Raw genomic sequence first — 21,516 nt, 5'->3', positions numbered from 1 at the left:
GAACACGCGATGCTCGCCAGACCCGTCCGTAAGCATGGCCTGAAGGCCGAAATGAACGTGGTGCCGTACATCGATGTGATGCTGGTGCTGCTGGTGATCTTCATGATCACTGCACCGATGCTGGTGCAAGGCGTGCAGATCGAGCTGCCCAAGGTGGCCGCCGAGGCGCTGCCGGCACCCGGCCAGCAGCGCATCGTCACGCTCTCGGTGAAGGCCGATGGCAGCTTCTACTGGAACCTGGGCAGCGAGGTCGACACCCGTAGCCAGACCGACAGCGCCGTCGACACCGCACAGATGCGCGACAAGATTGCAGCTATCGTCGCCCAGGACCCGCAGACCCAGGTGTACCTGCGCGCCGACCGCAACACCGAATACGCCGCAGTGGTGGCCGGTATCGCCGAGTTGCAACGCGGCGGGGTCAGCCGCCTGGGCCTGATCACCGAGGCGCCGTGACCATGAGCAACCTGACTTTTGACCCTGCCAGCTGGCGCGACCACGGTGTGGCGTTTGGCGTGGCGTGCGCCTTGCACGCGGGGTTGGCCTACCTGCTGTTCAACCTGTCGCATACGCCAGAGCTTGCGGCTGTACCAGCGGCCGTGATCCACACCCAGCTGGTGAGCTTGCCGGCACCCGTAGTGGTGCCTGAGCTGCCAGCGCCTGAGCCCGAGATCCAGCCTGTTGTCGAGAAACCTTCGTCGCCGCCACCAAAAGCCCAGGCACCGGTCGTGGATGAGGCAGCGTTGGCCCTCAGGCGTGTGCAGCAGCAAAAGCGCGACCTGCAACACAAGCGCGATCAACAACAGCGCCAGGAACAGGAGCAGGCCCGCAAGCAGCGCGAAGAGGCTGAGCGGCGCGAGCAGCAACTGGCGCAGCAAGAGCAGGCACGCCAGCAGCAGGCGCGAGAGGCTGCTGCCCAGGCCCGTGCGGCAGCCGAGGCGGCCAGCCGGCAGTACCTGCCCATCGCCAAGGAGGCCCCGGATTACCCGCAACGGGCGCTGGATCGCAATATCGAGGGGGAATGCACGGTCGCCTACACAGTCACGCCGCAAGGCCAGGTCAGTGACCCGCAGGTGGTCGGCCAGTGCCATCCGTTGTTCGTCAAACCGTCGCTGGCAGCGGCGAAGCGCTTCCGTTACCAGCCCCGGGTGGTGAACGGGCAGGCGGTGGCGGTGGCCAACGTGAAAAATACCTTCACCTACAAGATTCGATGAATCCCGGCGGGACGGGGCAGGTGCGTGGCGTTCATGAAGTGCGCGGTGGGCTTTGTTCAAGAAACTCTGAATCATTTTCCCCTGGCGGGAGTCGACCGAGTGAAGCCCACAGACGGAGAACGTTCATGTCCAAACCCGATGACCCAAGACCCCAAGGCGAGATCGACGACACCGAAGACCGCATGGGCTCAGTCCACGAGCTGGATTTCAGCGAGCGCCGCGATGAGCGCCAGGGCCGTATTGGCGACGAGCGTCCGGCTCGCGAGGTAAACGAGGAATTCCCGCCCCGGCGTGTCGCTGAAAGTGGCATGACCGGTGGCGAGGCCCTCAGCGACAGTTTGCACGAAGACAATGTCACCCTCGACGACATGAGCCCGGATACGTTGTTAGATGAGAGCGGCGCCCGTGATCCCTACGAGCCGGGAACGGATGATGGCCCGGCGGACAAGACCTTGCGCGAGGTAGGGGCCAACGAGATCGGTGGCGGCATCGGCCTGGACGAGGCTGAACTGGCTCGCTCCGCGCCATTGGATGGCGAACCCTGGACCGATGATGTGGCCTCTGAAGACGACCGCAGAGAGCCCTGATACACGAGCAACGCTGTTTCTGCTTGCACCGTGGGTGCTCGTGCCGTTGTCCGGCACGGGCACCCACGTCCATCAGCGTTTCTCGGCAGCCAGCCCGGCCTGCTGGCGCAACGCCTTGGCACGCTTTTCGAGGATCAGGTAGGTGACCACCGCCAACAGCAGCGGGATCAGGTAGTACAAGGTCCGATAGCCTAGCAGTGCCGCGACCAGGGTCCCCTGGCCGATCTGGCCGTGGAGCAGGGCAAGGAACACGGTCTCTAGCACGCCGAGGCCGGCGGGAATATGCGCCACTACGCCAGCCACGCAACTGATCAGCAATACGCCCAGCACGGAGGGATACATCAGCTCCGGCGGCAGCAGCAGGTGGATCAGTGCAGCCATCAGCGCCCAGTTGCTTGCGCCCAGCGTCACCTGGCACAGCGCAAGGCGCAGGCTCGGCAGGGTTACATCATGGCCGCGCAGGCTCCACGTGCGCCGCTTGGCGAAGGCGCATGCGAGCAGGTAAGCCACCGCGACCGCCACCATCAACATGCCAATCAGGCGCAAGCCGCCAGAACCCACCGCCCAGCTTTCGGGCAGCTTGACCAGGCCCAAGGCGAACACCGTGCCGGCCAGCAGCAAATAGCCCATCCAGTTGGTCAACAGGCCCAAGGTGAGGATGCGGGTGATGGTCGCGGTATCCAGCCCCAGCCTGCCGTACAGGCGGTAGCGCAGGGCCACGCCACCGACCCAGGTGGTGAAGCTGAGGTTGAATGCGTAGCAGACAAATGCCACTGGCAGCACCTGACGGGCAGGCAGGCGGTGGCCGGTGTAGGCACGGGCGAGCAAGTCGTAGCTGGCGAACACCAGGTAGCTGCACAGCGCCAGCAACAGGCCGAGGGCCAGGGTTGAGGGCCGGTATGCCAGCAGCGACTGGCGCACCTCGTTCCAGTCCAGATTGCGCGCCAGGGTGAACAGCAGCACCGGGATCAGTATCAGGAACAGCACGGTCAGAAGGCGTTTGCCCCAGGTCTTCCAATGTGGATTGGCCATCAGGTTTGGCCCTCGTGGTAGTCGGCCGGGATTTCGCTGTCTGCCTGCAGCGACTGCAGGTGTTGCCTGTGTGCAGGGAACCAGCCGGCGATGCGCGGAAAATAACGGGTTAGGTGGAAACCCAGGAAGATCAAGGGTGCACGCCACCAGTAGCCACGCACCGCACGTTCCAGGGTTACGGCCTTGCAATGCTCCTGGCTCAGCTCGCTCAAGTGGGTGTAAAGACCATGGTTGAAAGCGCGGTCACGGATTACCAGGTTGGCCTCGAGGTTGAACGACAGGCTCAGCGGGTCGAGGTTGCTTGAGCCCACGGTGGACCAGTCGTCGTCCACAAGCGCCACCTTGCCGTGCAGCGGGCGCTTGCAGTACTCGTGGATGCGCACGTCGTCACGCAGCAGGTAGTTGTAGAGCAGGCGCGAGAGCGCGCGGACCCAGCGCATGTCCGGTTGCCCCTGAAGGATCAAGGTCACCTCGACCCCGCGCCGGGCAGCGTTGCGCAGTTCGCGCAGCAGGCGATAGCCGGGAAAGAAGTAGGCGTTGGCAACCACGATGCGCCGCTGGGCCTGGCGGATGGCTTGCAGGTAACAGACCTCGATATCGTTGCGATGGCGACCATTGTCGCGCTCCACCAGCACGGCGCTGGACGGGCCGGCAGCGGCGTTGGTCGGCTCCACTGGGGCCACGCTTTCCAGAACCGGCGCAAGCATTCTGCAGCAGGAGGCGTGCACCTGGGCCACCACCGGGCCGACGACTTCCACCGCATAGTCCTGCTTGGCCTGGGGCCCGAAGTCGCCAAGGTGGTCGGCGCTGTAGTTGATACCGCCGATGAACGCGCGCTGCCCGTCGATCACCACGATCTTGCGGTGCAGGCGTCGGAACAGGTTGGTGCGCATGCCCGCCAGCCGTGGCTGCGGATCGAACGCGTGAAAGCGCACGCCGGCTGCGGTCATGGATGAAATGAAATCGTCGGGAAGGTCTGCAGTGCCGTAGCCGTCAACCGCCACCTCGACCCGCACGCCACGCTGGGCGGCTTCGATCAGTGACTGGCGCAAGGCCTGGCCGACCTTGTCGTCGAAGATGATGAAGGTTTCCAGGAGGATTTCTTCGCGAGCCTCGGCCATGGCCTCGAACACGCGGGGATAGTACTGCTCGCCATTGATCAGCAGTTCGACGTGGTTGCCGTCGCTCCAGGTCTGCTTCATAGCGTCACCTCGGCTACCAGTGGGGCATGGTCGGAGAGGTGCGACCAGGGGTAGCTGGACAACACCCGCGCCTTGCAGGTTTGCGCATTGCGCAGGTAAATACGGTCCAGGCGCAGCAGGGGCAGGCGGGCCGGAAAGCTGCGCGCCGGTTTGCCGAATGCTTCGATCAAGTGCCCCGAAAGCCGCGCATCGGCTTTCAGGCGCCAGTCGTTGAAGTCGCCGGCGACGATGACCGGCTCCTCTGGCGGCAGGCTCTCGAGCAATGCCATGAGCAGGCTGACCTGACGCTGGCGATGGTTTTCGCGCAGGCCCAGGTGTACGCAAATGGCATGGAGCTGTTCATGGCCCGGCACTTCGAGCTGACAGTGCAGCAGGCCGCGCTCCTCGTCGCCATGGACCGAGACGTCCAGGTTGTCGTAGGTGCGGATCGGGAATTTGGACAGCAGCGCATTGCCATGGTCGCCATGGGGGTAGGCCGCGTTGAGCCCGTAGGCGAACTGTGGCCACATGCTGTCGGCGAGAAATTCGTATTGCGGGGTTTGCGGCCAGGCGGAGTGGCGCTCGGCATGGTGTTGGTGGCTGCCATGCACCTCTTGCAGGAACACCAGATCGGCGCCGGTGGCACGCACCGCCTCGCGCAGCTCTGGCAGGATGAAGCGGCGGTTGAGCGGCGTGAATCCCTTGTGAACGTTGAGTGTGAGCACCGTCAGGCGGTGCACGGCGGTGACCTTGTCGATAATGCAGTTGGGGGTGGGCAGAGTCCCGTTCATGGCTGCGCCCCCAGCACCTTGCGGTAGGGCTTGTTGCGGGGTGGGCCATGGCGCCAACCGGAAATACCAATGCAGATTTCGCTCACGAGGGCTCCCTTTCTTTCGTGCACTCATCATTAGCGACCCGCGCAGTGGCGACAGGGTTCAGCAGGGTTGACGAGTGGAAGCGTGATGAAAGCGCTTCGACCTGCCAAACCACCCTAGCGCTGCAGGTTATCCCGGGCGGCAGAGCCCTCATCCTCTTCAACAACCGGTTGTGCGGCCGGTTCACAGCGGCTGCCCATCGCCTCATACGCCTTGCGAAGCTGATGAATCTGGCGGCTGTCGAGCGCTTCGAGATCCAGCACCGACTGCTCCGCAGATTTTGTAGCGCGGATGAGTTCGTCGAGCTTCACGTGGATCATGTCGTTGTCCCGGTTCTGGGTGTTCTGAATAAGAAAAACCATCAGGAAAGTGATAATGGTCGTCGACGTATTGACGATGAGCTGCCAGGTGTCGTTGTAGTGAAACCAAGGGCCGGATGCAGCCCACATGGCAATCAGCACTACAGCGATGAGGAAGGTGCTCGGTTTACCGGCGTGCTTGGCGAGCCATTGGCAGAATTGCGCGAATTTCATGACTTTTCTCCAGTGATCTATAGCGTGTGACCACAGTGGAGTGCTGAAAGCTCTGTAGATGAGGGTGTGCAGCCCACATACCCCATGAACTTGGCCTACAGTTAACGGCACAAAAGATGGCGCAATCAATTATCGCTAAGTGCCACAACTATTTTCATCGGTAGGTGTCATTTTCCAAGCTGGCAAAAACATCGATGAGCCGGCCAGGCCTTTTTTTCAGGAGCAAACCGTACATGGCAGCACTGCAGAACAGCTCGTTGGAAGCAATCGTCGGTAATCAGCCGCAGTTGTTGGCGCAATGGCTCAGCGCACTGGAAGCCAACGGGGCGACCCGCAATATCCGTGAGCATGACTTGCGCCAGGAAACCCGAGACTTCCTGCAGCTGGTGATCGACGCGCTGCGCAAGGAGGCAGGTACGCAGATTGGCGTAGAAGAATGGGAAGAAACGCGCCATTTCCTCGAAAAACTCTCTGCCAGCCGTGCGCAGGTTGGGCAGGAATCGCACCAGACAGCCAATTTCATCTTCGCCCTCAAAGGCCCGCTATTTACACTGCTGCAGGCCCATTACCGCGAACAGCCCGCGTTGTTGGCCGAACAGCTGTGGGAAATCTCCCAACTGCTCGACGCATTCGGCCTGCACACCATCCGTACTTATCAGAAAAACCGCGAAGCCGTCATCAAGCGCCAGCAGGAAGAACTGCTTGAGCTGTCCACCCCGGTCGTCAAACTCTGGGAGGGCGTACTGGCCCTGCCGTTGATCGGCACACTCGACTCGCAACGCAGCCAGACAGTGATGGAATCGCTGCTGCAGCGCATCGTCGATACCGGCTCCGAAATTGCCATCATCGATATAACCGGTGTGCCGACTGTAGATACCCTGGTCGCCCAGCACCTGCTCAAGACCGTGACGGCCATCCGCCTGATGGGCGCCGATTGCATCATCAGCGGTGTTCGCCCGCAGATTGCCCAGACCATCGTGCACTTGGGCCTTGACCTGGGCACGCTGACCACCAAGTCCAACCTTGCGGACGCCTTGAAGCTGGCGCTGTCGCGTCTGGGTACCAGCACTGGCGAGAAGGTGTGAGGCGATGGAGCGTATTCCCATTCTGCAAATGGGTGAATTCCTGCTGGTAACCATTCAGGTCGACATGCACGACCAACTGGCGCTGCGCCTGCAGGACGATCTTACCGACCGAATCGACCAGACGTCTGCCCGCGGCGTGCTGATCGATATTTCCGCGCTGGATATGGTCGACTCGTTCATTGGCCGCATGATCGCCAGTATTTCCGGCCTTTCACGAATAATGGATGCCGAGACGGTGCTGGTCGGCATGCAACCTGCGGTGGCCATCACCTTGGTGGAACTTGGCCTGACCTTGCCTGGGGTAAGCACGGCACTGAATGTCGACCGCGGCATGCATCTGTTGCGCCAGCGAGTAGGCCACTCATGAGCATCCGCCAAAGCGGCAGCCAGCCGGTTCGCCTGGAGCAGGACGTGGTACTGGCCCGTCAGCTGACCCGCAAGATTGCCAGCGACTGCGGCATGCGGTTGGTCGACCTCACCAAACTGGTCACGGCTGTCAGTGAGCTGGCACGTAACACCGTGGTATACGGTGGCGGCGGTGATATGGACTGGGAAGTCATCGAGGAAGCCGGGCGGGTTGGCCTGCGCCTGGTGTTTCGTGACGAGGGGCCGGGTATCGCCGACGTCAAACTGGCCCTCACCGATGGCTGGACGTCCGGCGGCGGGCTGGGCCTGGGGTTGACCGGCGCGCGCCGACTGGTAGACGAATTCGAACTGGACACCACCCCCGGGCAAGGTACCCGGGTAACGATCACACGATGGGCCTGAACCTGGCAGCGAGTTTGACCCAGGTGCTGCGCCTTGATGACCCCAGCCAGGTCGGCCATGCCCGGCGTGTTGCACAGAGGCTGGCCGAGCAGCTTGGTTTCAATGCTGCCGACGCCGGCCGGGCGGCCATTGTCGCCACCGAGCTTGCCAGCAATGTGCTCAAACACGCCGAGCATGGTGAATTGCATCTTCGCGTTCTTGCGCATGACGCCCACCCGGGTATGGAACTGGTGGCGGTGGACCGTGCACAAGGGTTCGACCTGGCCAACTGCCTGGCCGATGGCTACTCCACCGGCGGCACCCAAGGCATCGGGCTGGGGGCGGTCAGCCGCCTGGCGCAGGTATTCGATGTGCATGCGGACGCGAAGGGCGCTGTGGTACTGGCGCGCCTCTACCGGCAGGGCCATACGGGCAGGGACATACGCATCGGCGTGACCCAGCATTCGCTGCACGATGACCCGGCCTGCGGTGATAGCTGGCATGTGACGCTGGCCGAACAACGTATCAGCGCCGTACTGATCGATGGGCTTGGCCATGGCGAGGAGGCCGAGCGTGCGGCCAACGCGGGTATCCAGGCCTTTACCCTGGCGCCCTTCAGCGCGCCGGAGCACTTGCTTGGCGAGATGCATCATGCAATGGCCGGCACCCGCGGCGGTGCGGTTGCCATCGCCCGGTACGAAGGTGCTGCTGACCACCTGTCGTTCATCGGCATCGGCAATATCGGCGCAACCCTGGTCGGCACCGAACGGCCGCGCGGCCTGGCCTCGCACCCGGGCATCGTCGGCGGGCAATACCGCAAGGGCCAGGTGTTCGACTACGCTCACGTGAAAGGAAATCTGTTGATCATGTTCAGTGACGGCCTGCAGTCGCGTTGGAGCCTGCAAACCTACCCCGGCCTTGTGCACCGCCACCCGGCGGTCATCGCTGCCGTGTTGCATCGCGATTTCTGCCGTGGGCGGGACGACGTGACGGTGTTGGTCATCGACCTGGAGACCGTGCATGGCTGAATCATCCAGCAATAGCGTCGAGCAGGCCGACCTCATCGCCCGCCTGCAGGCGGAAAACCAGGCCTTGCGCGCCGAACTGGAGGACACCAACCAGGGGGTGCTGGCGCTGTATGCCGAGCTGGACACCCAGGCTGAGCAACTGCGCCAGGCTTCGGACCTGAAAAGCCGCTTCCTTTCCTACATGAGCCACGAGTTCCGCACGCCGCTGGGTTCGATCCTGAGCATCACCAGCCTGCTCGCCGACGAGGTGGACGGGCCGTTGAGCAAGGAGCAGCAGTTGCAGGTGGCGTTTATCAGCACGGCAACGCGAGAGCTGGGCGACATGGTCGACGACCTGCTCGACCTTGCCAAGATCGAAGCGGGCCGCATTACCATATCGCCTGCCTGGTTCGATATGCTCGACCTGTTCGCGGCTTTGCGCGGCATGTTCCGCCCGATCGTCGACACCGGCGCGGTGGACCTGATCTTCGAAGAGCCGCAAGGCCTGCCGAAGATGTATACAGATGACAAGAAGCTGGCGCAGATCCTGCGCAACTTCATTTCCAACGCCCTGAAATTCACCACCCGTGGCGAGGTGCGTGTTTCGGCGCAGCTGTTGGGTAGCGACCAGGTGCGTTTTGCCGTGAGCGACACGGGTATCGGGATTGCCCCCGAGCTGCTCGGTGGTTTGTTCGAAGATTTCGCCCAGATTGACTCGCCGCTACAGAAACGCTTGCGTGGCACGGGGCTAGGGCTGTCGCTGTGCAAGCGTTTTGCGGCGCTGCTGGGCGGCGAGGTGGGGGTTGAAAGTACGCCCGGCAGCGGATCATCGTTCTTTGTCATCCTGCCTATGGCGCTGGCCCAGGAGAGCGCTGATGAACGCTGACATCCGCCTGCTGATCGTTGACGACAATGTCGCCACACGCTATGCGCTGCGCCGTCGCCTGGCATTGCATGGATACACCGTGACGGAGGCAGGCACCGGTGGCGAGGGGCTGGCGCTGATCGGTAGCGAGCATTTCGATGCCCTGATCCTGGACGTCAACCTGCCAGACATGAGCGGCTTCGATATCGTCCGTCTGCTGCGTGCCAAGCCCGAGACCGCCTTGCTGCCGGTGATCCACGTGTCGGCGGCGTCGATCCAGACGGGGGACATCATTACCGGGCTCGACGCAGGCGCCGATGCCTACCTGGTTCACCCCGTGGACGCCGATGTGCTGGTGGCCACGCTGCGTACTTTGCTGCGGGTGCGCGACACCGAGCGGGCCTTGCGGGACAGCGAGGCCAGTTTTCGGGAAATCTTCACCAATGTGTCAGCCCCGATCGCCGTAATCGACGACAGGCTGAAGGTGCATGAATGCAACCATGCCTTCGAGCAGCTGACCCAGGACAATCACAACCCCGAGGCGCTGCAGGAATGCTTTGCCGAAGACCAGCAAACCGTCATCGCCGAGTTGCGTCAGCACCTGCTTGCGGGGCAGCGCTGGCGTGGTACGTTGGCCATGCACGTGGGCGGCATGCCCAGGGATACCGAATGGCAGCTATCGCCCTACCGGGCGCCTGGGTTGTGCCTGGTGTTCGTCGAAGACGTCACCGAGCATCGCCACCGCGAGCGCTCACACCTGGCGCGCCTTGAGGACGCCAACACCCAGTTGGCCCGGGAAACGGCCCAGCGCGAACAGACCGAGGCGCAGCTGCTGCAACTGCAGAAGATGGATGCCCTGGGCAGTCTTACTGGTGGCATCGCCCATGACTTCAACAACCTGTTGACCGGCATCATCACCAGCCTTGAGCTGATTCGCAAACGGGTGGCAGAGAGCCGTATCGAAAAGGTCCCTGCATACGCCGACGCGGCCCTGAGCTCTGCCATGAGCGCTGCCTCGCTGACCCATCGGCTGCTCGCCTTCGCACGGCAGCAGCCTCTGGACACGCGGCCGGTGGACATCAACGAGCGGGTACGCTCGCTGGAAGAACTGATCAACCGCACCATCGGTGAGAGAATCGTGCTGAAACTGGAGCTGTCCCGTGAGCCGACGATCGCACTGGTAGACCCGATCCAGCTGGAAAGCGCGGTGCTCAACCTGGTGATCAATGCCCGCGATGCCTTGGCCAAGGGCGGGCATATCTGGGTGAATACGGCGGCGAGCTTCTCACTCGGCGACCCCAACCTGCAGGACGGCCCTTATGTTGCGGTGACGGTACGCGATGATGGCTGTGGCATCGCGCCAGAGCTGCTGGAAAAGGTATTCGACCCGTTTTTCACCACCAAGCCGTTAGGGCAGGGTACCGGGCTTGGGCTATCGACCATCTACGGTTTTGCCCGCCAGTCGGGCGGACACGTGGCGATCCACAGCGTGCCGGGGCGGGGCACGGAAGTCATCCTGATGCTGCCCGCCAGCAACCAGCAGGAATCCTGCGAGCAGCGCATGCCGCAAGTCGATCAGCGAGGGGCCGGTGAACATGTGCTGGTGGTGGAGGACATGGCCTCGGTACGCCTGTCAGTGGCAGAAGTGCTGACCGATGCCGGGTACCGGTGCACCTTGGCCGAAACCATCGAGCAGGCACTTGATCATCTGCGTGAAGAGGCCGGCATCCAGTTGCTGCTCACCGATGTCGGTCTGCCTGGGATCAGTGGGCGCGAGCTTGCCGATATGGCGCGGGCCTACCGCCCAGGGTTACCGGTGCTGTTCATGACCGGCTATGCGGAGATGGCCCTGGACCGCCAGGCGTTTCTGGGCAGTGGAATGGACATGCTGATCAAGCCGTTCCAGGTCAGCGAACTGCTCGCCAAGGTACGCCGGGCACTTGATCAGGCGACATGAAGGGCATGGCTGATTGTTTCGGCGTTGCTTCGACTGTGTGAGCGCAAGCTGCGAATACCGGCCAGCCCGAGTCGGGTTATCGCAGTGGAACGACGCGTCGTAACGGAAAGTCAAAAGCTGATCGACAACTCTACCAGGCCACCTGCGCAGATGACCTTCATCGTCTGGTTCGCCATGCTGGGCATGGTCTTGCTGCTGCTCGCGCTTTCATCCTCCTATCTACGCTGGATGCCGGTGACATCCTCTGTGGTGTGCCTTGCGCTGGGCATCGGGCTCGGATCGTCCGGGCTGGGCTTTCTTCATCTGGATGTCAGCAAGTCCAGTGAGTGGATGGAGCACCTGACCGAGGTCGCAGTGCTTTTTTCGCTGTTCTTCAGCGGTTTGAAGCTGCGCCTGCCCTTGCATGACCGCCGATGGTTGGCCGCGTTTTACCTGGCAGGGCCTGTGATGATGATGTGCATCGGTGGCGTAACGCTGGTGTTGCACTACGGGCTGCACCTCGAATGGGGTGTTTCGGTGCTGATCGGGGCGATCCTTGCACCCACAGACCCAGTGCTTGCGACACTGGTGCAGGTGGCCGATGCCCAGGACGAAGACCCTGTGCGTTTCAGTTTGTCCGGGGAGGCTGGCCTGAACGATGGAGTGGCCTTTCCCTTTGTCATCCTTGGGTTGTTCCTGCAACAGAACACCGGGCAGGCCTGGCTCGCTGACTGGTTGATGAAGGACATGCTATGGGCAGTAACTGCTGGTTTGCTTCTTGGCTACTGGATGGGGCGCGGGCTGGGCAAATTTACGCTGTTCCTGCGGCTGCGCAACGACGACAGTACCGTATCGCCCAATGATTACCTGGCCTTGGCATTGATCGCGCTGGCCTATGTGCTCGCCGAATCGATTCAGGCCTACGGGTTTCTCGCGGTGTTTGCTGCCGGGCTGGGCTTGCGCCAGGCGGAGGTTCACACGTCCAGCGGCCCACAACAGCCGGCCGCCGAACACCTTGTGCAGCCGGTGGTAGGCCACCAGCATGTAGCGCCGGAGCTGGCCGTGACAGGTGATGTGAAAGGGCTGGACGATTCTCAGGTTGCAGCGGGGATCATGCTGGGGGACATGCTGGCCTTCGGAAGCCTGATCGAGCGGGCAATGGAGGTGTTCCTCGTGACCTTGCTGGGGGTGGTGCTGATAGAGCATTGGGACTGGCGGGCGTTACTGGTCGCCGGTGCGTTGTTCCTGCTGATTCGTCCCTTCAGCATTGCCCTGTTCCCCATTCGGGGACTGGTGGATATTCGGCAACGTGGGCTGCTTGGATGGTTTGGCATCCGCGGTATCGGCAGTTTCTACTACCTTTTCCATGCCCTTAACCATGGGCTTCTCCCAGGCCATGCGGTACTAAGCACCAACCTGGTGTTGTCAGTGGTGGCGTTGAGCATCCTGCTGCACGGGTTGAGCGTTCAGCCGCTGCTTGCCCGATACGAAGCATGGAAGAAGCGGGCGTCATGAGCACATGGACAGTGCCGGGTGGTTGCTGGCCGTAATATCAGCGAGCGCCACCGGCGTGAATCCACACTGCATATGCCGACTTCAATGCTTGTGGGAGGTGAGGCAGTTCCCGCCTCATCGCTGTCCGCCCTTGAGGTGTGGGTACCCACTCCGTCAACCATGCGACCAGCAATACCCGGGTAACGGGGCAGGGCGCCACCTGGCGTTCGAGCTCATCGGCGATCTCGCCGAGCCATTCGAGCTCTGCGTCCAGTTGCAGGATCGGATCAGTCATGAAAGTCGCTCCCTGGATTCAAGCGGTACCTGACAAGAACAGAGTGTTGTTCTGACAGTAAGGTTCAGTGGCCCCGTAATTATCTACTAGCGCTGGAACAGAACTGCCTTGGAATAGCGCTCCGACTGAACCTGCATCGTGTCGGCCGGGTCGCATGTTCACATTCACAGCAAAAGGAAGTTGGCGATGAAAGCGATGACTCGATTGTTCACTGGCTTGGCATTGGTAGGTGCCATGGGGGCTTCTTGCGCATGGGCTGATACGCCCGGTGCTGACTGGAAGGTCAGCAAGGATCAGGCTGAAGCCACGCTGAAAGGCGCCGGCTACACGCAAATTACCAAGATCGAAGCCGACGACGGCCACTGGGAAGGTGAGGGCATGAAGGCTGACGGCAAGCAGTACGAATTCCAGGTTGATCCGCACGACGGCAAGATCATCAAGGATGAACTGGATAACTGATCGCCTGGTAGTCAAGGGTTGCCCGCGCTCGCCTAGCCAGATCGCTGATCCGGCTAGGCGTGTTGGATTCAAGCGGCGGGCCGCTCGCTCTTGAGCACTTTTTTCTGGGTCTCCATGGCGCGCCCCAGCGCCTCTAATTGATCTTTACCGAGCAGCTTCTTCGCGGTGGGGAAGAGCTCGCCTTCCTCTTCCTCGATGTGATGCTCAAGCAGCTCTTTCATCACCTTCACTCGACCTGCGAATTCGAGCGTGCCGGTCTCCGTGTGAAGCAGGTCAGGGAGTACCAGTGAGTCAACTGTCCGGTGTTCTTCTTTGGCCTCGTAATACATCTTGGCCTCCTCTTTGCCACCGGCTTGCTTGATCGCTGGATAGAGAATGTCCTCCTCCAACGCAGTGTGGACTTGCAGTTCCCGCTCAATGCGGTGCAGCAAGTCAGCGCGTTTTTTTACAGCACGTTCAGTGGTCGATGAGAGTTCTTCCAGCAGTTTCTTGACCACTTTATGATCTTGACTCAGCAGATCGATGGCATTCATGGAGGTACCTCGTCACGGGCGGATAAATACTGGCTTCCCAGGAGTTGAGTGGCCGACAACGGCAGGGTTCAACGATGATGATGATTGGCGTAGGGCCGATCTGTTTTGAGGCCAGCCACAGCTGGCCTCGGTAATGTCATCAGAGGATGGGTTTCCCCCCGGTTACTCCGTACCGTGAGCCCGAGATGTAACTCGCCTCATCAGAGCCCAACAAGACGTAGATCGGGGCTACTTCCACCGGTTGCCCAGGCCGCCCCATCGGGTAGCCCGAACCGAAGTTTCTGACCGCTTCATCGGGCATGGTGGCAGGAATCAGCGGCGTCCAGATCGGGCCGGGTGCGACGCTGTTGACCCGAATGCCTTTCTTGCCCAGCAGTTGGGCAAGGCCTGCGGTGAAGTTGGCAATGGCCCCTTTGGTGGCGGCATACGCCAGCAGGCTGGGTGACGGGTCGTCAGAGTTGACCGAGCTGGTGTTGATGATCGAACCGCCTTTTGGCATCGAGGGCAACGCGCGCTGGCAGATGCGGAAAATGGCGGTGATGTTGGTATCGAAGGTCTTCACCCATTCATCATCGTCAATCTCGTCCAAGCCCTCATGAGCCATCTGGAACGCGGCGTTGTTGACCAGAATATCGATACGACCGAACTGCGCCACGGTCTTGTCGACGATGTCGTAGCAGTGCTGTTTCTGCGCAAGGTCGCCTGGCAGCAGCAGGCATTGGCGGCCAGCGGCTTCGACCCAGCGCGCCGTCTCCTGCGCATCTTCGTGCTCATTCAGATAGGCAATGGCAACGTCAGCCCCTTCGCGAGCGTAGGCAATCGCTACTGCACGCCCGATGCCGCTGTCGGCGCCGGTGATCAAGGCGATTTTGCCTTCGAGGCGGTTGTGGCCGGTGTAGGTTTGCTCACCACAATCCGGATACGGTTCCATTTTGCGTTGTGAGCCTGGCACGCTTTGCGGTTGGGACGGGAATGGAGGGGTAGGGTAGTCGATCATGGAAGATGCTCCTGCAGTTGGGAACGTTCATTACCGTTCGAAGCGTGCGCGAAGCGAGTGTTGAGGTGGATCTTCGGTCTGCGCGACGAGCGGTTGGCAAGCGCATTCCCAATGAATTTTCAGCAAGCAGAGGGCTCTATCACTGACGGGTCTTGCGCTGTAATGGGCGAGGCATACGATATCCAGGAGTATCCAGGTGCCTCGAATCATCACGCCCACCACGCCGGAACACGAAATCGACCAAAGGAATGCGAAGCTGTTCGGTACGCCGAAAGAGCGGCTGGATTTCTATCGGCGCGAAATCCAGTATGAAACCACCATTCTGGCCAACCGCACTGACGCTTACCTCGCTGCCCAGTCGTTCCTGGTGATCGCGTACGTATCGTCGATGAGCAACCTGAACCAGAGCTGGGGCGAAATGTTCACCTTGATGGTGCCGGCTTTTCTCGCACTGCTTGGCGTGCTGAGTACGTTGAATGCCTGGCCAGGCATCCGTGCCGCCTTCCGGATCATCGAACACTGGCAGATGAAACAGAGTCACTTGCTGCGCAGCGAGCCGATGATGGGCCTGGCCTATGACGAGTCGCCGTTGTTCTGCGAGGCAGAAACCTCTCAGGCGGGGCACCGCAAATCACTGCTGTTTTCCTTGCGCACGCCTTGGATCTTCCTGTGCTTCTGGATTTTGCTGGGCAGCTATTCGGTTTATATCCAGCTGGCATGACCAGCGCCTCTGGTCGGCGTCAAATGCGACCAGGGGGCGCTGGAAAGAAGCACACTCAGCCTGCCAGCGCCTTGATCAATTGCTCATTGAAGGCGGGGATATCATCTGGCTGGCGGCTGGTGATCAGGTTGCCGTCCACCACTACCTGTTCATCTACCCAAGTACCACCCGCGTTGCGGATGTCGTCCTGCAGTGTCTTGTAGCTGGTCATGCGCTTGCCTTTGGCCAAGCCACTGGACACCAGCAACCAGGCACCGTGGCAGATGACGGCCAGCGGCTTGCCAGCCGCGTCATGGCTTTTTACCAGATTCTGCGCGGCAGAAATAATGCGGATGGTGTCGGAGTTCTGCACGCCGCCAGGCAGCACCAAGGCGTCGTAGAGGTCGAGGTCGGCGCCCTCGAACGTCGCATCTACGGTGAAGGCGTCGGCGGGCTTGTCATGGTTCCAGCCCATGACCGTACCTTCTTTTTCGCCCAGAATATCGACCACCGCACCGTTGTTTTCCAGTGCCTCGCGCGGGCCGGTCAGTTCCACCTGCTCGAAGCCATCAGTGACCAGAAACGCCACACGTTTGCCGTTCAGTAGTGCACTCATCGTTTATCTCCTTTTACCGATAGACCTCAGATAGGGGCCGGCATGGCGAGGCAAAGTTCCAGCGCGGCGCTCAGCGGCTCACATCCGGTGTAGGCGTTGCGAGCGGGTGATGAAAAAACTTCGAGGCCATGTACCCTTCATATGTGGTCAGGGCCCAGGGTGCCCGGCGCAGCGCCTGGTACGAGGATGACCTTGCGGCAGTCGTCCTGCTTCTGATCGAACATCTTGTAGCCCATGGCCGCTTCTTCGAGTGCCAAGCGGTGGGTGACGATCAGTTCCGGTTGCAGGCGTCCTGCCTGGATGTGCTCCAGCAGCTCCGGTAGGTATTTCTGGACATGGGTCTGGCCCATCTTGAAAGTGAGACCTTTGTCGAAGGCGTCGCCGAACATGAAGGCATGGATGAAGCCGGCGTAAACACCTGGGACGCTGACAACGCCGCCACGACGCACGGCAGCAATGCTCTGGCGCAACGCCTTGCCGCTGCTGCCTTCGAGCTTCAGTGCCGTCATTACTGTTTCGGCAGTGCTGCCCTTGGCTTCAAAGCCGACCGCATCGATTACCGCATCAACGCCACGCATGCCTGGCGTGTGACGGATGATGCTGTCAGCGGGATCGTCGTCCTGCTCGAAGTTGATGGGGACAACACCGTAGGCTTTCTGGGCATACGCCAGGCGGTAATCGTTGTCATCGACCATGAAGATGATCTGGGCACCGAGCATTCGTGCACAGGCGGCACTCAGCAACCCCACTGGCCCCGCGCCGTAGATGGCAACCGATGAACCCTGGCCAATCTCGGCATTGATGACCGCCTGCCACGCGGTCGGCAGAATATCGGACAGGAAAAGGACCTTGTCATCGGCCAGGTCGGTGGGGACCTTGAACGGGCCGACGTTACCTTTGGGTACCCTGACGTAGTCAGCTTGACCGCCAGGGATGCCGCCATACAGATGGCTGTATCCAAACAGTGCCGCGCCCGGAGGAATGGCCTTCTTGTTGATCATTGAGCCGCGCCCGGTGTTGGTGGTTTCGCAGGCGGCAAACAGATCGCGCTGACAGAAGAAACAACTGCCGCAGGCGATAACAAAAGGAATGACTACCCGGTCGCCAATCTGCAGGTTAGTGACTGCACTTCCGGTGTCCTCGACGATTCCCATGAACTCATGGCCGAAAATATCCCCGGCCTCGGTTTCTGGAATCTTTCCTCGATACAGATGCAGGTCAGAACCGCAGATCGCCGTGGCGGTGACCCTGAGGATGATGTCGTCTGCTTCCTTGATAATGGGATCAGGGACGTTATCGACCCTGACGTCGTTTGCTCCGTGGTAGGTCAACGCTCTCATAGACGTCAGCTCCTGCAGCCGTAAGGTTTCTGGGCGGGTATGCAAGGGAAGCCATGTGGGGCATCAAAGTTCACACCAACAAGTCCGACGGCATGAAAGCTGAGGGGTTGGGTTCGATCCTGGCCGCCAGGACGCCTGGCTGCGAGCCCCCGCCGGATCACAGCACTTTGTCGAGTGTGATCGGTAACGCCCTTACACGCTTGCCCGTAGCATGGTAGACAGCGTTGGCCACCGCCGCAGCCACCCCGACCACGCCGATTTCACCCACGCCCTTGGAGCCTAGTTCATTGACGATGTCATCGTTCTCTTCAACGAAGATCACCTCGATATCCCCAATGTCTGCGTTGACCGGGATGTGGTATTGCGCCAGGTCGTGGTTGACGATGCGGCCCAGCCGATGGTCGGTCAACGCCTCTTCGTGAAGGGCCATGCCCACACCCCACACCACGCCTCCCAGGATCTGGCTGGCTGCAGTCTTTGGGTTGACCACCCGTCCTGCCGCCACTGCGCTGACCACCCGGGTCACCCTGATGGTGCCAAGGTCCTCGTCAACGTGGACTTCCACGAACACCGCCGAATGAGTGGCGGTGGAGAACAGTTGGCGCCTGGCGCCTGGCTCGGCATCGATCTGTACTTCGAAACCAGCACCCGCGGCGCTGGCCACGATGTCCCCCAAGGCCAGGCAAAGGCTGCCAGCGTACAGGTAGCCATCAGCAAAAACGATCTGCTCCGTGGGGGTATTGGCGAGCTCTGGGTATGTGTTGCGCGCGTGTTCCAGCACATTGCTACGTAGCACAAGGCAGGCTTGACGCACGGCCGAACCCACTGACGACACGGTGAACGATCCGCCCTGAAGTGGCGCAGTGGGCAGCGAGGAGTCGCCCAGCACGAAGGTGATATCCTGCACCCTGACCCCGGCAGCGTCGGCGGCGATCTGAGTCATGACGGTGTAGGTGCCGGTTCCAATGTCGGTGGTGGCGCTGCTGACAGTGAGCTGGCCCTGTGCATCGATGCGGGCCTTGGCGCTGGCTTTCATCTGCATCGCTTCCCAGACGCCGCCAGCCATGCCCCAACCCACCAACTGATGGCCATTGCGCATGCTGCGAGGCAGCGGGTTGCGGTTTACCCAGCCGAAACGGTCGGCGCCTTGCTGGTAACACGCCAGCAACTCCTTGCTGGAATAGGGCTTGCCCTCGTTGGCATTGTTGGCGGCGAAGTTGCGCCGGCGCAATTCGAGCGGGTCGATCTGCGCTGCGCAGGCGAGTTCATCCATGGCGCATTCCAGCGCTATCATCCCGGAGGCAGCGCCGGGCGCGCGCATGTCCAGCGGGGTGTACACATCCAGTGGGGCCAAGCGATAGCTGAGCGCAACGTTGTCACACTGGTAGAGCATGCCGCTCCATTCCACCAGATGCTCGGTGAAGTCCTCGAAGCGGGATGTCTGGCCAAGTGCATCGTGGGCAATCGCCAGCAGCCGGCCGTGCGCGTCTGCGCCCAGGCGCAGCCGCTGTTCGGTGCGGGGCCGGTAGCCGAAGGTGAACATCTGCTGGCGCGTCAGCGTGACGCGCACCGAGCGTTGCAGGTGCAATGCCGCCATCACTGCCAACGGCAGCTGGTACTGCGGGCGCAAGCCCGAGCCGAAGGCGCCACCGACAAATGCGGCACGCACCCTGATGTCGGCCTTTGGCAGGCCGAACACCTTGTGCAGATAGTCCTGGCAGTTTTGCGTACCCTGGGTCTTGTCGTGGATTTCCAGGGTGCCGTCCATTTTGTAGAGCACGGTCGACGCATGTGGCTCCATCGGGTTGTGATGCTCATTAGCGGTCAGGTAAGTGGCATCTACCTGCAGCGGTGCACCGGCGAACTGCGCGACAAAGTCGCCACGCGGTGCCGGTGTCTCGGCCGGTGCTTCATGCGATTGCGGGCTGGCACCCAGGTCTGTCTGGTGGGCCTCTTCTTCATACTCGATATTGATCAGCGACCCTGCATACCGCGCCAGTTGCAAGGTGTCAGCCACCACCAGGGCCAACGGTTGCCCGCTGTAGAGCACGCGGTCGTTGAACAGCGGCCGAAACGGCGACCCCTCGGCCGAGTCGGCGTCACTGTAGTCGTCGTCGTAACCGGAAATGTGCGGCCGGTGGCGATGGTCGAGCACAGCGATCACCCCGGGCACGCGGGTTGCCAGGGCACTGTCGATCTTGAGTACCCGGCCTCGGGCGATGGTACTGGACACGACACTGCCATGAAGCAGCCCGGCCTCGGGGTACTCACCCGCATAGCGTGCCTGCCCGGTGACCTTGGCCACGCCGTCCACCCGGTCCATGGGCATGCCGACCAACGGTGTGGTTCTGTTCATGGTCGTACCCCCCTGCCTGCAGCGCCCAGCGCCGCCTCGCTCAATGCCCGCACGCATGCCCGCTGCGCGAGCGTTACCTTGAAACCGTTGTGGCTCAGGGGCTGTGCACCTTGCAGCAGCATTTGCGCGGCTTGGGTGAAAAGCGCTTCACAAGGCACCTGGCCGATCAGCATGCGCTCCACATCCGGAACTCGCCAGGGCTTGTGGGCAACACCGCCCAGGGCCAGGCGAGCCTGCTGTATCACCTCGCCATCGAAGCGCAGGGCAGCGGCAACGGACACCAGCGCGAATGCATAGGATGCCCGGTCCCGAATTTTCAGGTATCGGTAGTGGTGCTCAAATAGCGGGGGCGGCAGCTCGATGCCTGTCACCAGTTCATCGACTGCCAGTTGATTGTCGCGCTCGGGGGTGTCCTCGGGCAGGCGATGGAAATCTGCGAAGGGTATCTGGCGTTCACCGGACGGCCCCTTTACATGCACCACGGCTTCGAGCGCTGCCAATGCCACGCACATGTCCGAGGGGTGGGTCGCGACGCAGGCAGCGCTGGCGCCAAGAATGGCATGGATACGGTTCAGGCCATCACGCGCGGGGCATCCGCTGCCGGGTTCACGTTTGTTGCAGGGGGTGCCGGTGTCATAGAAGTAGTAGCACCGGGTACGTTGCAGCAGGTTGCCACCGGTGCTTGCCATGTTTCTCAACTGCGGGGATGCCCCTGCCAGGATGGCTTCTGACAGCAGTGGATAGAGCTGCTGGATCATCGGATGCCAGGCCAGGTCGGCGTTGCTGACCAATGCGCCGATCAGCACGCCCGCGTTGGCGGTGGCGTGGATACCGTTCAGCCCAAGGCCTGAGATGTCGATCAGCCGTTCGGGCCGAACCACGTTTTCCTTCATCAGGTCGACGAGGTTGGTACCACCGGCAATAAAGCGCGAGCTGGGGTCTGCCAGGCTGACTGCCTCGCTGACCGATGCAGGCTTGTGGTAGCTGAAAGGCGTCATGGGCTCGTCCCTCCCTGTGTGGCTTGGGCCCGGTCGTTCATTGACGGCAGGGCTTCCTCCACTGCAGCGACGATGTTGCTGTAGGCACCGCAGCGGCACAGGTTGCCGCTCATCTGTTCGCGAATGGCCTGTGGGGTGTTGGCATGACCTTCGTTCGCCAGCCCCACTGCGGAGCAGATCTGGCCCGGGGTGCAGTAGCCGCACTGGAAGGCATCATGGCGGATGAAGGCGCGTTGCAGGGGGTGCAGTTCGCCGCCGCTGGCCAGCCCTTCGATAGTTACCAGGTGGGCGCCTTCGCACATGACGGCGAGGGTGAGGCATGCATTGATGCGCTTGCCATCACGCAATACCGTGCAGGCCCCACACTGGCCGTGATCGCAGCCTTTCTTGGTGCCTATCAGGTCCAACTGCTCACGCAGCAGGTCGAGCAACGTTGTCCAGGGAAGGACCAGCAGTGATCGGGGCTGACCATTGATGGTCAGGCCAATGCGGTGCTCTTCGGCACCCACGGGGGCGGTTGCGCTCATGGAAGCTCCTCACGGTCAGGGTTCGCACAGTTGGCTGTGTCTCTGTCGTGCGACCGGCCGGGCCGGAAAAACGTTCAACCTACTTGCCAGGCTGCAGGGCAGCACCCTCTCTCACGCTGATTACCATTGCGGTCCAAGCCTC

General features: G+C 61.6%; 24 protein-coding genes. 12 read left to right on the top strand and 12 right to left on the bottom strand.

Annotation, left to right across the window (positions count from 1 at the left end; translation table 11 throughout):
• The first annotated feature begins 9 nt into the window (after positions 1–9).
• The 3 genes from tolR (at position 10) to PP4_RS15340 (ending at position 1,798) form a co-directional block, all read left to right on the top strand.
• On the top strand, positions 10–453 hold the full coding sequence (gene tolR, locus PP4_RS15350; RefSeq protein ID WP_016500111.1) for a protein TolR: 444 nt from the start codon (positions 10–12) through the stop codon (positions 451–453).
• Positions 454–455: 2 nt separating this feature from the next.
• Positions 456–1,211: an energy transducer TonB gene (locus PP4_RS15345; RefSeq protein WP_041167761.1), complete on the top strand. Its 756-nt coding sequence runs from the start codon at positions 456–458 to the stop codon at positions 1,209–1,211.
• 125 nt (positions 1,212–1,336) lie between these two features.
• A complete protein-coding gene (locus PP4_RS15340) occupies positions 1,337–1,798 on the top strand; it encodes a hypothetical protein (protein WP_016500109.1) in 462 nt (153 codons plus the stop codon).
• Between the two features lie 72 nt (positions 1,799–1,870).
• On the opposite strand, the gene PP4_RS15335 is transcribed toward PP4_RS15340, so the two are convergent.
• From PP4_RS15335 to PP4_RS15320, 4 genes are all read right to left on the bottom strand, one after another.
• Positions 1,871–2,830 (bottom strand): lysylphosphatidylglycerol synthase domain-containing protein, encoded by a 960-nt coding sequence (locus tag PP4_RS15335; RefSeq protein ID WP_016500108.1) that lies wholly within the window; start codon positions 2,828–2,830, stop codon positions 1,871–1,873.
• The gene (gene clsB, locus PP4_RS15330; RefSeq protein ID WP_016500107.1) at positions 2,830–4,032 is read right to left on the bottom strand and encodes a cardiolipin synthase ClsB; all 1,203 of its coding nucleotides are present in this window, start codon (positions 4,030–4,032) and stop codon (positions 2,830–2,832) included. The genes PP4_RS15335 and clsB overlap by 1 nt, the downstream gene beginning before the upstream one ends.
• Positions 4,029–4,802, bottom strand: a complete 774-nt coding sequence (locus tag PP4_RS15325) for an endonuclease/exonuclease/phosphatase family protein (RefSeq protein ID WP_016500106.1) — start codon at positions 4,800–4,802, stop codon at positions 4,029–4,031. The genes clsB and PP4_RS15325 overlap by 4 nt, the downstream gene beginning before the upstream one ends.
• Before the next feature lie 200 nt (positions 4,803–5,002).
• Entirely contained in the window at positions 5,003–5,419 is a 417-nt protein-coding gene (locus PP4_RS15320) for a low affinity iron permease family protein (protein WP_016500105.1), read from the bottom strand.
• A gap of 233 nt (positions 5,420–5,652) precedes the next feature.
• Here PP4_RS15320 and PP4_RS15315 point away from each other — a divergent pair, with 233 nt between their 5' ends.
• The 7 genes from PP4_RS15315 (at position 5,653) to PP4_RS15285 (ending at position 12,574) form a co-directional block, all read left to right on the top strand.
• Positions 5,653–6,504: an STAS domain-containing protein gene (locus tag PP4_RS15315; RefSeq protein ID WP_016500104.1), complete on the top strand. Its 852-nt coding sequence runs from the start codon at positions 5,653–5,655 to the stop codon at positions 6,502–6,504.
• Positions 6,505–6,508: 4 nt separating this feature from the next.
• Positions 6,509–6,871, top strand: a complete 363-nt coding sequence (locus PP4_RS15310; RefSeq protein ID WP_016500103.1) for an STAS domain-containing protein — start codon at positions 6,509–6,511, stop codon at positions 6,869–6,871.
• Entirely contained in the window at positions 6,868–7,272 is a 405-nt protein-coding gene (locus PP4_RS15305) for an anti-sigma regulatory factor (RefSeq protein ID WP_016500102.1), read from the top strand. Before PP4_RS15310 ends, PP4_RS15305 begins: the two co-directional genes overlap by 4 nt.
• Positions 7,263–8,279: an ATP-binding protein gene (locus tag PP4_RS15300; protein ID WP_016500101.1), complete on the top strand. Its 1,017-nt coding sequence runs from the start codon at positions 7,263–7,265 to the stop codon at positions 8,277–8,279. The genes PP4_RS15305 and PP4_RS15300 overlap by 10 nt, the downstream gene beginning before the upstream one ends.
• Positions 8,272–9,144, top strand: a complete 873-nt coding sequence (locus PP4_RS15295) for a sensor histidine kinase (protein WP_016500100.1) — start codon at positions 8,272–8,274, stop codon at positions 9,142–9,144. Before PP4_RS15300 ends, PP4_RS15295 begins: the two co-directional genes overlap by 8 nt.
• A complete protein-coding gene (locus PP4_RS15290; protein WP_016500099.1) occupies positions 9,134–11,080 on the top strand; it encodes a response regulator in 1,947 nt (648 codons plus the stop codon). The genes PP4_RS15295 and PP4_RS15290 overlap by 11 nt, the downstream gene beginning before the upstream one ends.
• A gap of 150 nt (positions 11,081–11,230) precedes the next feature.
• On the top strand, positions 11,231–12,574 hold the full coding sequence (locus tag PP4_RS15285; protein ID WP_016500098.1) for a cation:proton antiporter: 1,344 nt from the start codon (positions 11,231–11,233) through the stop codon (positions 12,572–12,574).
• A gap of 37 nt (positions 12,575–12,611) precedes the next feature.
• Here the strand turns inward: PP4_RS15285 and PP4_RS15280 are convergent, their stop codons facing one another.
• Positions 12,612–12,848 (bottom strand): hypothetical protein, encoded by a 237-nt coding sequence (locus PP4_RS15280; RefSeq protein ID WP_016500097.1) that lies wholly within the window; start codon positions 12,846–12,848, stop codon positions 12,612–12,614.
• A gap of 186 nt (positions 12,849–13,034) precedes the next feature.
• Between PP4_RS15280 and PP4_RS15275 the strand changes: the two genes are divergently transcribed.
• Positions 13,035–13,307 (top strand): PepSY domain-containing protein, encoded by a 273-nt coding sequence (locus PP4_RS15275; protein WP_016500096.1) that lies wholly within the window; start codon positions 13,035–13,037, stop codon positions 13,305–13,307.
• A 68-nt stretch (positions 13,308–13,375) separates the two neighbouring features.
• Here PP4_RS15275 and PP4_RS15270 read toward each other — a convergent pair whose 3' ends face one another.
• A complete protein-coding gene (locus PP4_RS15270) occupies positions 13,376–13,840 on the bottom strand; it encodes a hemerythrin domain-containing protein (protein WP_016500095.1) in 465 nt (154 codons plus the stop codon).
• Positions 13,841–13,979: 139 nt separating this feature from the next.
• A complete protein-coding gene (locus tag PP4_RS15265; protein WP_016500094.1) occupies positions 13,980–14,837 on the bottom strand; it encodes a glucose 1-dehydrogenase in 858 nt (285 codons plus the stop codon).
• 196 nt (positions 14,838–15,033) lie between these two features.
• Between PP4_RS15265 and PP4_RS15260 the strand changes: the two genes are divergently transcribed.
• The gene (locus PP4_RS15260; RefSeq protein ID WP_016500093.1) at positions 15,034–15,558 is read left to right on the top strand and encodes a hypothetical protein; all 525 of its coding nucleotides are present in this window, start codon (positions 15,034–15,036) and stop codon (positions 15,556–15,558) included.
• A gap of 55 nt (positions 15,559–15,613) precedes the next feature.
• Here the strand turns inward: PP4_RS15260 and PP4_RS15255 are convergent, their stop codons facing one another.
• From PP4_RS15255 to PP4_RS15235, 5 genes are all read right to left on the bottom strand, one after another.
• Complete coding sequence (locus PP4_RS15255; RefSeq protein ID WP_016500092.1) at positions 15,614–16,153, bottom strand: type 1 glutamine amidotransferase domain-containing protein; 540 nt, start codon at positions 16,151–16,153, stop codon at positions 15,614–15,616.
• A 137-nt stretch (positions 16,154–16,290) separates the two neighbouring features.
• A complete protein-coding gene (locus PP4_RS15250; protein ID WP_016500091.1) occupies positions 16,291–17,493 on the bottom strand; it encodes a zinc-dependent alcohol dehydrogenase in 1,203 nt (400 codons plus the stop codon).
• 157 nt (positions 17,494–17,650) lie between these two features.
• Positions 17,651–19,849: a xanthine dehydrogenase family protein molybdopterin-binding subunit gene (locus PP4_RS15245; protein WP_016500090.1), complete on the bottom strand. Its 2,199-nt coding sequence runs from the start codon at positions 19,847–19,849 to the stop codon at positions 17,651–17,653.
• Complete coding sequence (locus PP4_RS15240; RefSeq protein ID WP_016500089.1) at positions 19,846–20,847, bottom strand: FAD binding domain-containing protein; 1,002 nt, start codon at positions 20,845–20,847, stop codon at positions 19,846–19,848. Before PP4_RS15240 ends, PP4_RS15245 begins: the two co-directional genes overlap by 4 nt.
• Positions 20,844–21,374 (bottom strand): (2Fe-2S)-binding protein, encoded by a 531-nt coding sequence (locus PP4_RS15235; protein WP_016500088.1) that lies wholly within the window; start codon positions 21,372–21,374, stop codon positions 20,844–20,846. Before PP4_RS15235 ends, PP4_RS15240 begins: the two co-directional genes overlap by 4 nt.
• Positions 21,375–21,516 lie beyond the last annotated feature (142 nt).

Source organism: Pseudomonas putida NBRC 14164 (assembly GCF_000412675.1).
Lineage (GTDB): Bacteria > Pseudomonadota > Gammaproteobacteria > Pseudomonadales > Pseudomonadaceae > Aquipseudomonas > Aquipseudomonas putida.
This window is presented reverse-complemented; position numbering and strand designations above follow the sequence as displayed.

Coding starts and splice junctions, on each gene's coding strand:
- PP4_RS15250 (WP_016500091.1), bottom strand. CDS start 17,493: ATGAGAGCGTTGACCTACCACGGAGCAAACGACGTCAGGGTCGATAAC.
- PP4_RS15290 (WP_016500099.1), top strand. CDS start 9,134: ATGAACGCTGACATCCGCCTGCTGATCGTTGACGACAATGTCGCCACA.
- PP4_RS15315 (WP_016500104.1), top strand. CDS start 5,653: ATGGCAGCACTGCAGAACAGCTCGTTGGAAGCAATCGTCGGTAATCAG.
- PP4_RS15335 (WP_016500108.1), bottom strand. CDS start 2,830: ATGGCCAATCCACATTGGAAGACCTGGGGCAAACGCCTTCTGACCGTG.
- PP4_RS15325 (WP_016500106.1), bottom strand. CDS start 4,802: ATGAACGGGACTCTGCCCACCCCCAACTGCATTATCGACAAGGTCACC.
- PP4_RS15295 (WP_016500100.1), top strand. CDS start 8,272: ATGGCTGAATCATCCAGCAATAGCGTCGAGCAGGCCGACCTCATCGCC.
- tolR (WP_016500111.1), top strand. CDS start 10: ATGCTCGCCAGACCCGTCCGTAAGCATGGCCTGAAGGCCGAAATGAAC.
- PP4_RS15240 (WP_016500089.1), bottom strand. CDS start 20,847: ATGACGCCTTTCAGCTACCACAAGCCTGCATCGGTCAGCGAGGCAGTC.
- PP4_RS15265 (WP_016500094.1), bottom strand. CDS start 14,837: ATGATCGACTACCCTACCCCTCCATTCCCGTCCCAACCGCAAAGCGTG.
- PP4_RS15255 (WP_016500092.1), bottom strand. CDS start 16,153: ATGAGTGCACTACTGAACGGCAAACGTGTGGCGTTTCTGGTCACTGAT.
- PP4_RS15275 (WP_016500096.1), top strand. CDS start 13,035: ATGAAAGCGATGACTCGATTGTTCACTGGCTTGGCATTGGTAGGTGCC.
- PP4_RS15320 (WP_016500105.1), bottom strand. CDS start 5,419: ATGAAATTCGCGCAATTCTGCCAATGGCTCGCCAAGCACGCCGGTAAA.
- PP4_RS15345 (WP_041167761.1), top strand. CDS start 456: ATGAGCAACCTGACTTTTGACCCTGCCAGCTGGCGCGACCACGGTGTG.
- PP4_RS15280 (WP_016500097.1), bottom strand. CDS start 12,848: ATGACTGATCCGATCCTGCAACTGGACGCAGAGCTCGAATGGCTCGGC.
- PP4_RS15245 (WP_016500090.1), bottom strand. CDS start 19,849: ATGAACAGAACCACACCGTTGGTCGGCATGCCCATGGACCGGGTGGAC.
- PP4_RS15270 (WP_016500095.1), bottom strand. CDS start 13,840: ATGAATGCCATCGATCTGCTGAGTCAAGATCATAAAGTGGTCAAGAAA.
- PP4_RS15340 (WP_016500109.1), top strand. CDS start 1,337: ATGTCCAAACCCGATGACCCAAGACCCCAAGGCGAGATCGACGACACC.
- clsB (WP_016500107.1), bottom strand. CDS start 4,032: ATGAAGCAGACCTGGAGCGACGGCAACCACGTCGAACTGCTGATCAAT.
- PP4_RS15300 (WP_016500101.1), top strand. CDS start 7,263: ATGGGCCTGAACCTGGCAGCGAGTTTGACCCAGGTGCTGCGCCTTGAT.
- PP4_RS15305 (WP_016500102.1), top strand. CDS start 6,868: ATGAGCATCCGCCAAAGCGGCAGCCAGCCGGTTCGCCTGGAGCAGGAC.
- PP4_RS15235 (WP_016500088.1), bottom strand. CDS start 21,374: ATGAGCGCAACCGCCCCCGTGGGTGCCGAAGAGCACCGCATTGGCCTG.
- PP4_RS15285 (WP_016500098.1), top strand. CDS start 11,231: ATGACCTTCATCGTCTGGTTCGCCATGCTGGGCATGGTCTTGCTGCTG.
- PP4_RS15310 (WP_016500103.1), top strand. CDS start 6,509: ATGGAGCGTATTCCCATTCTGCAAATGGGTGAATTCCTGCTGGTAACC.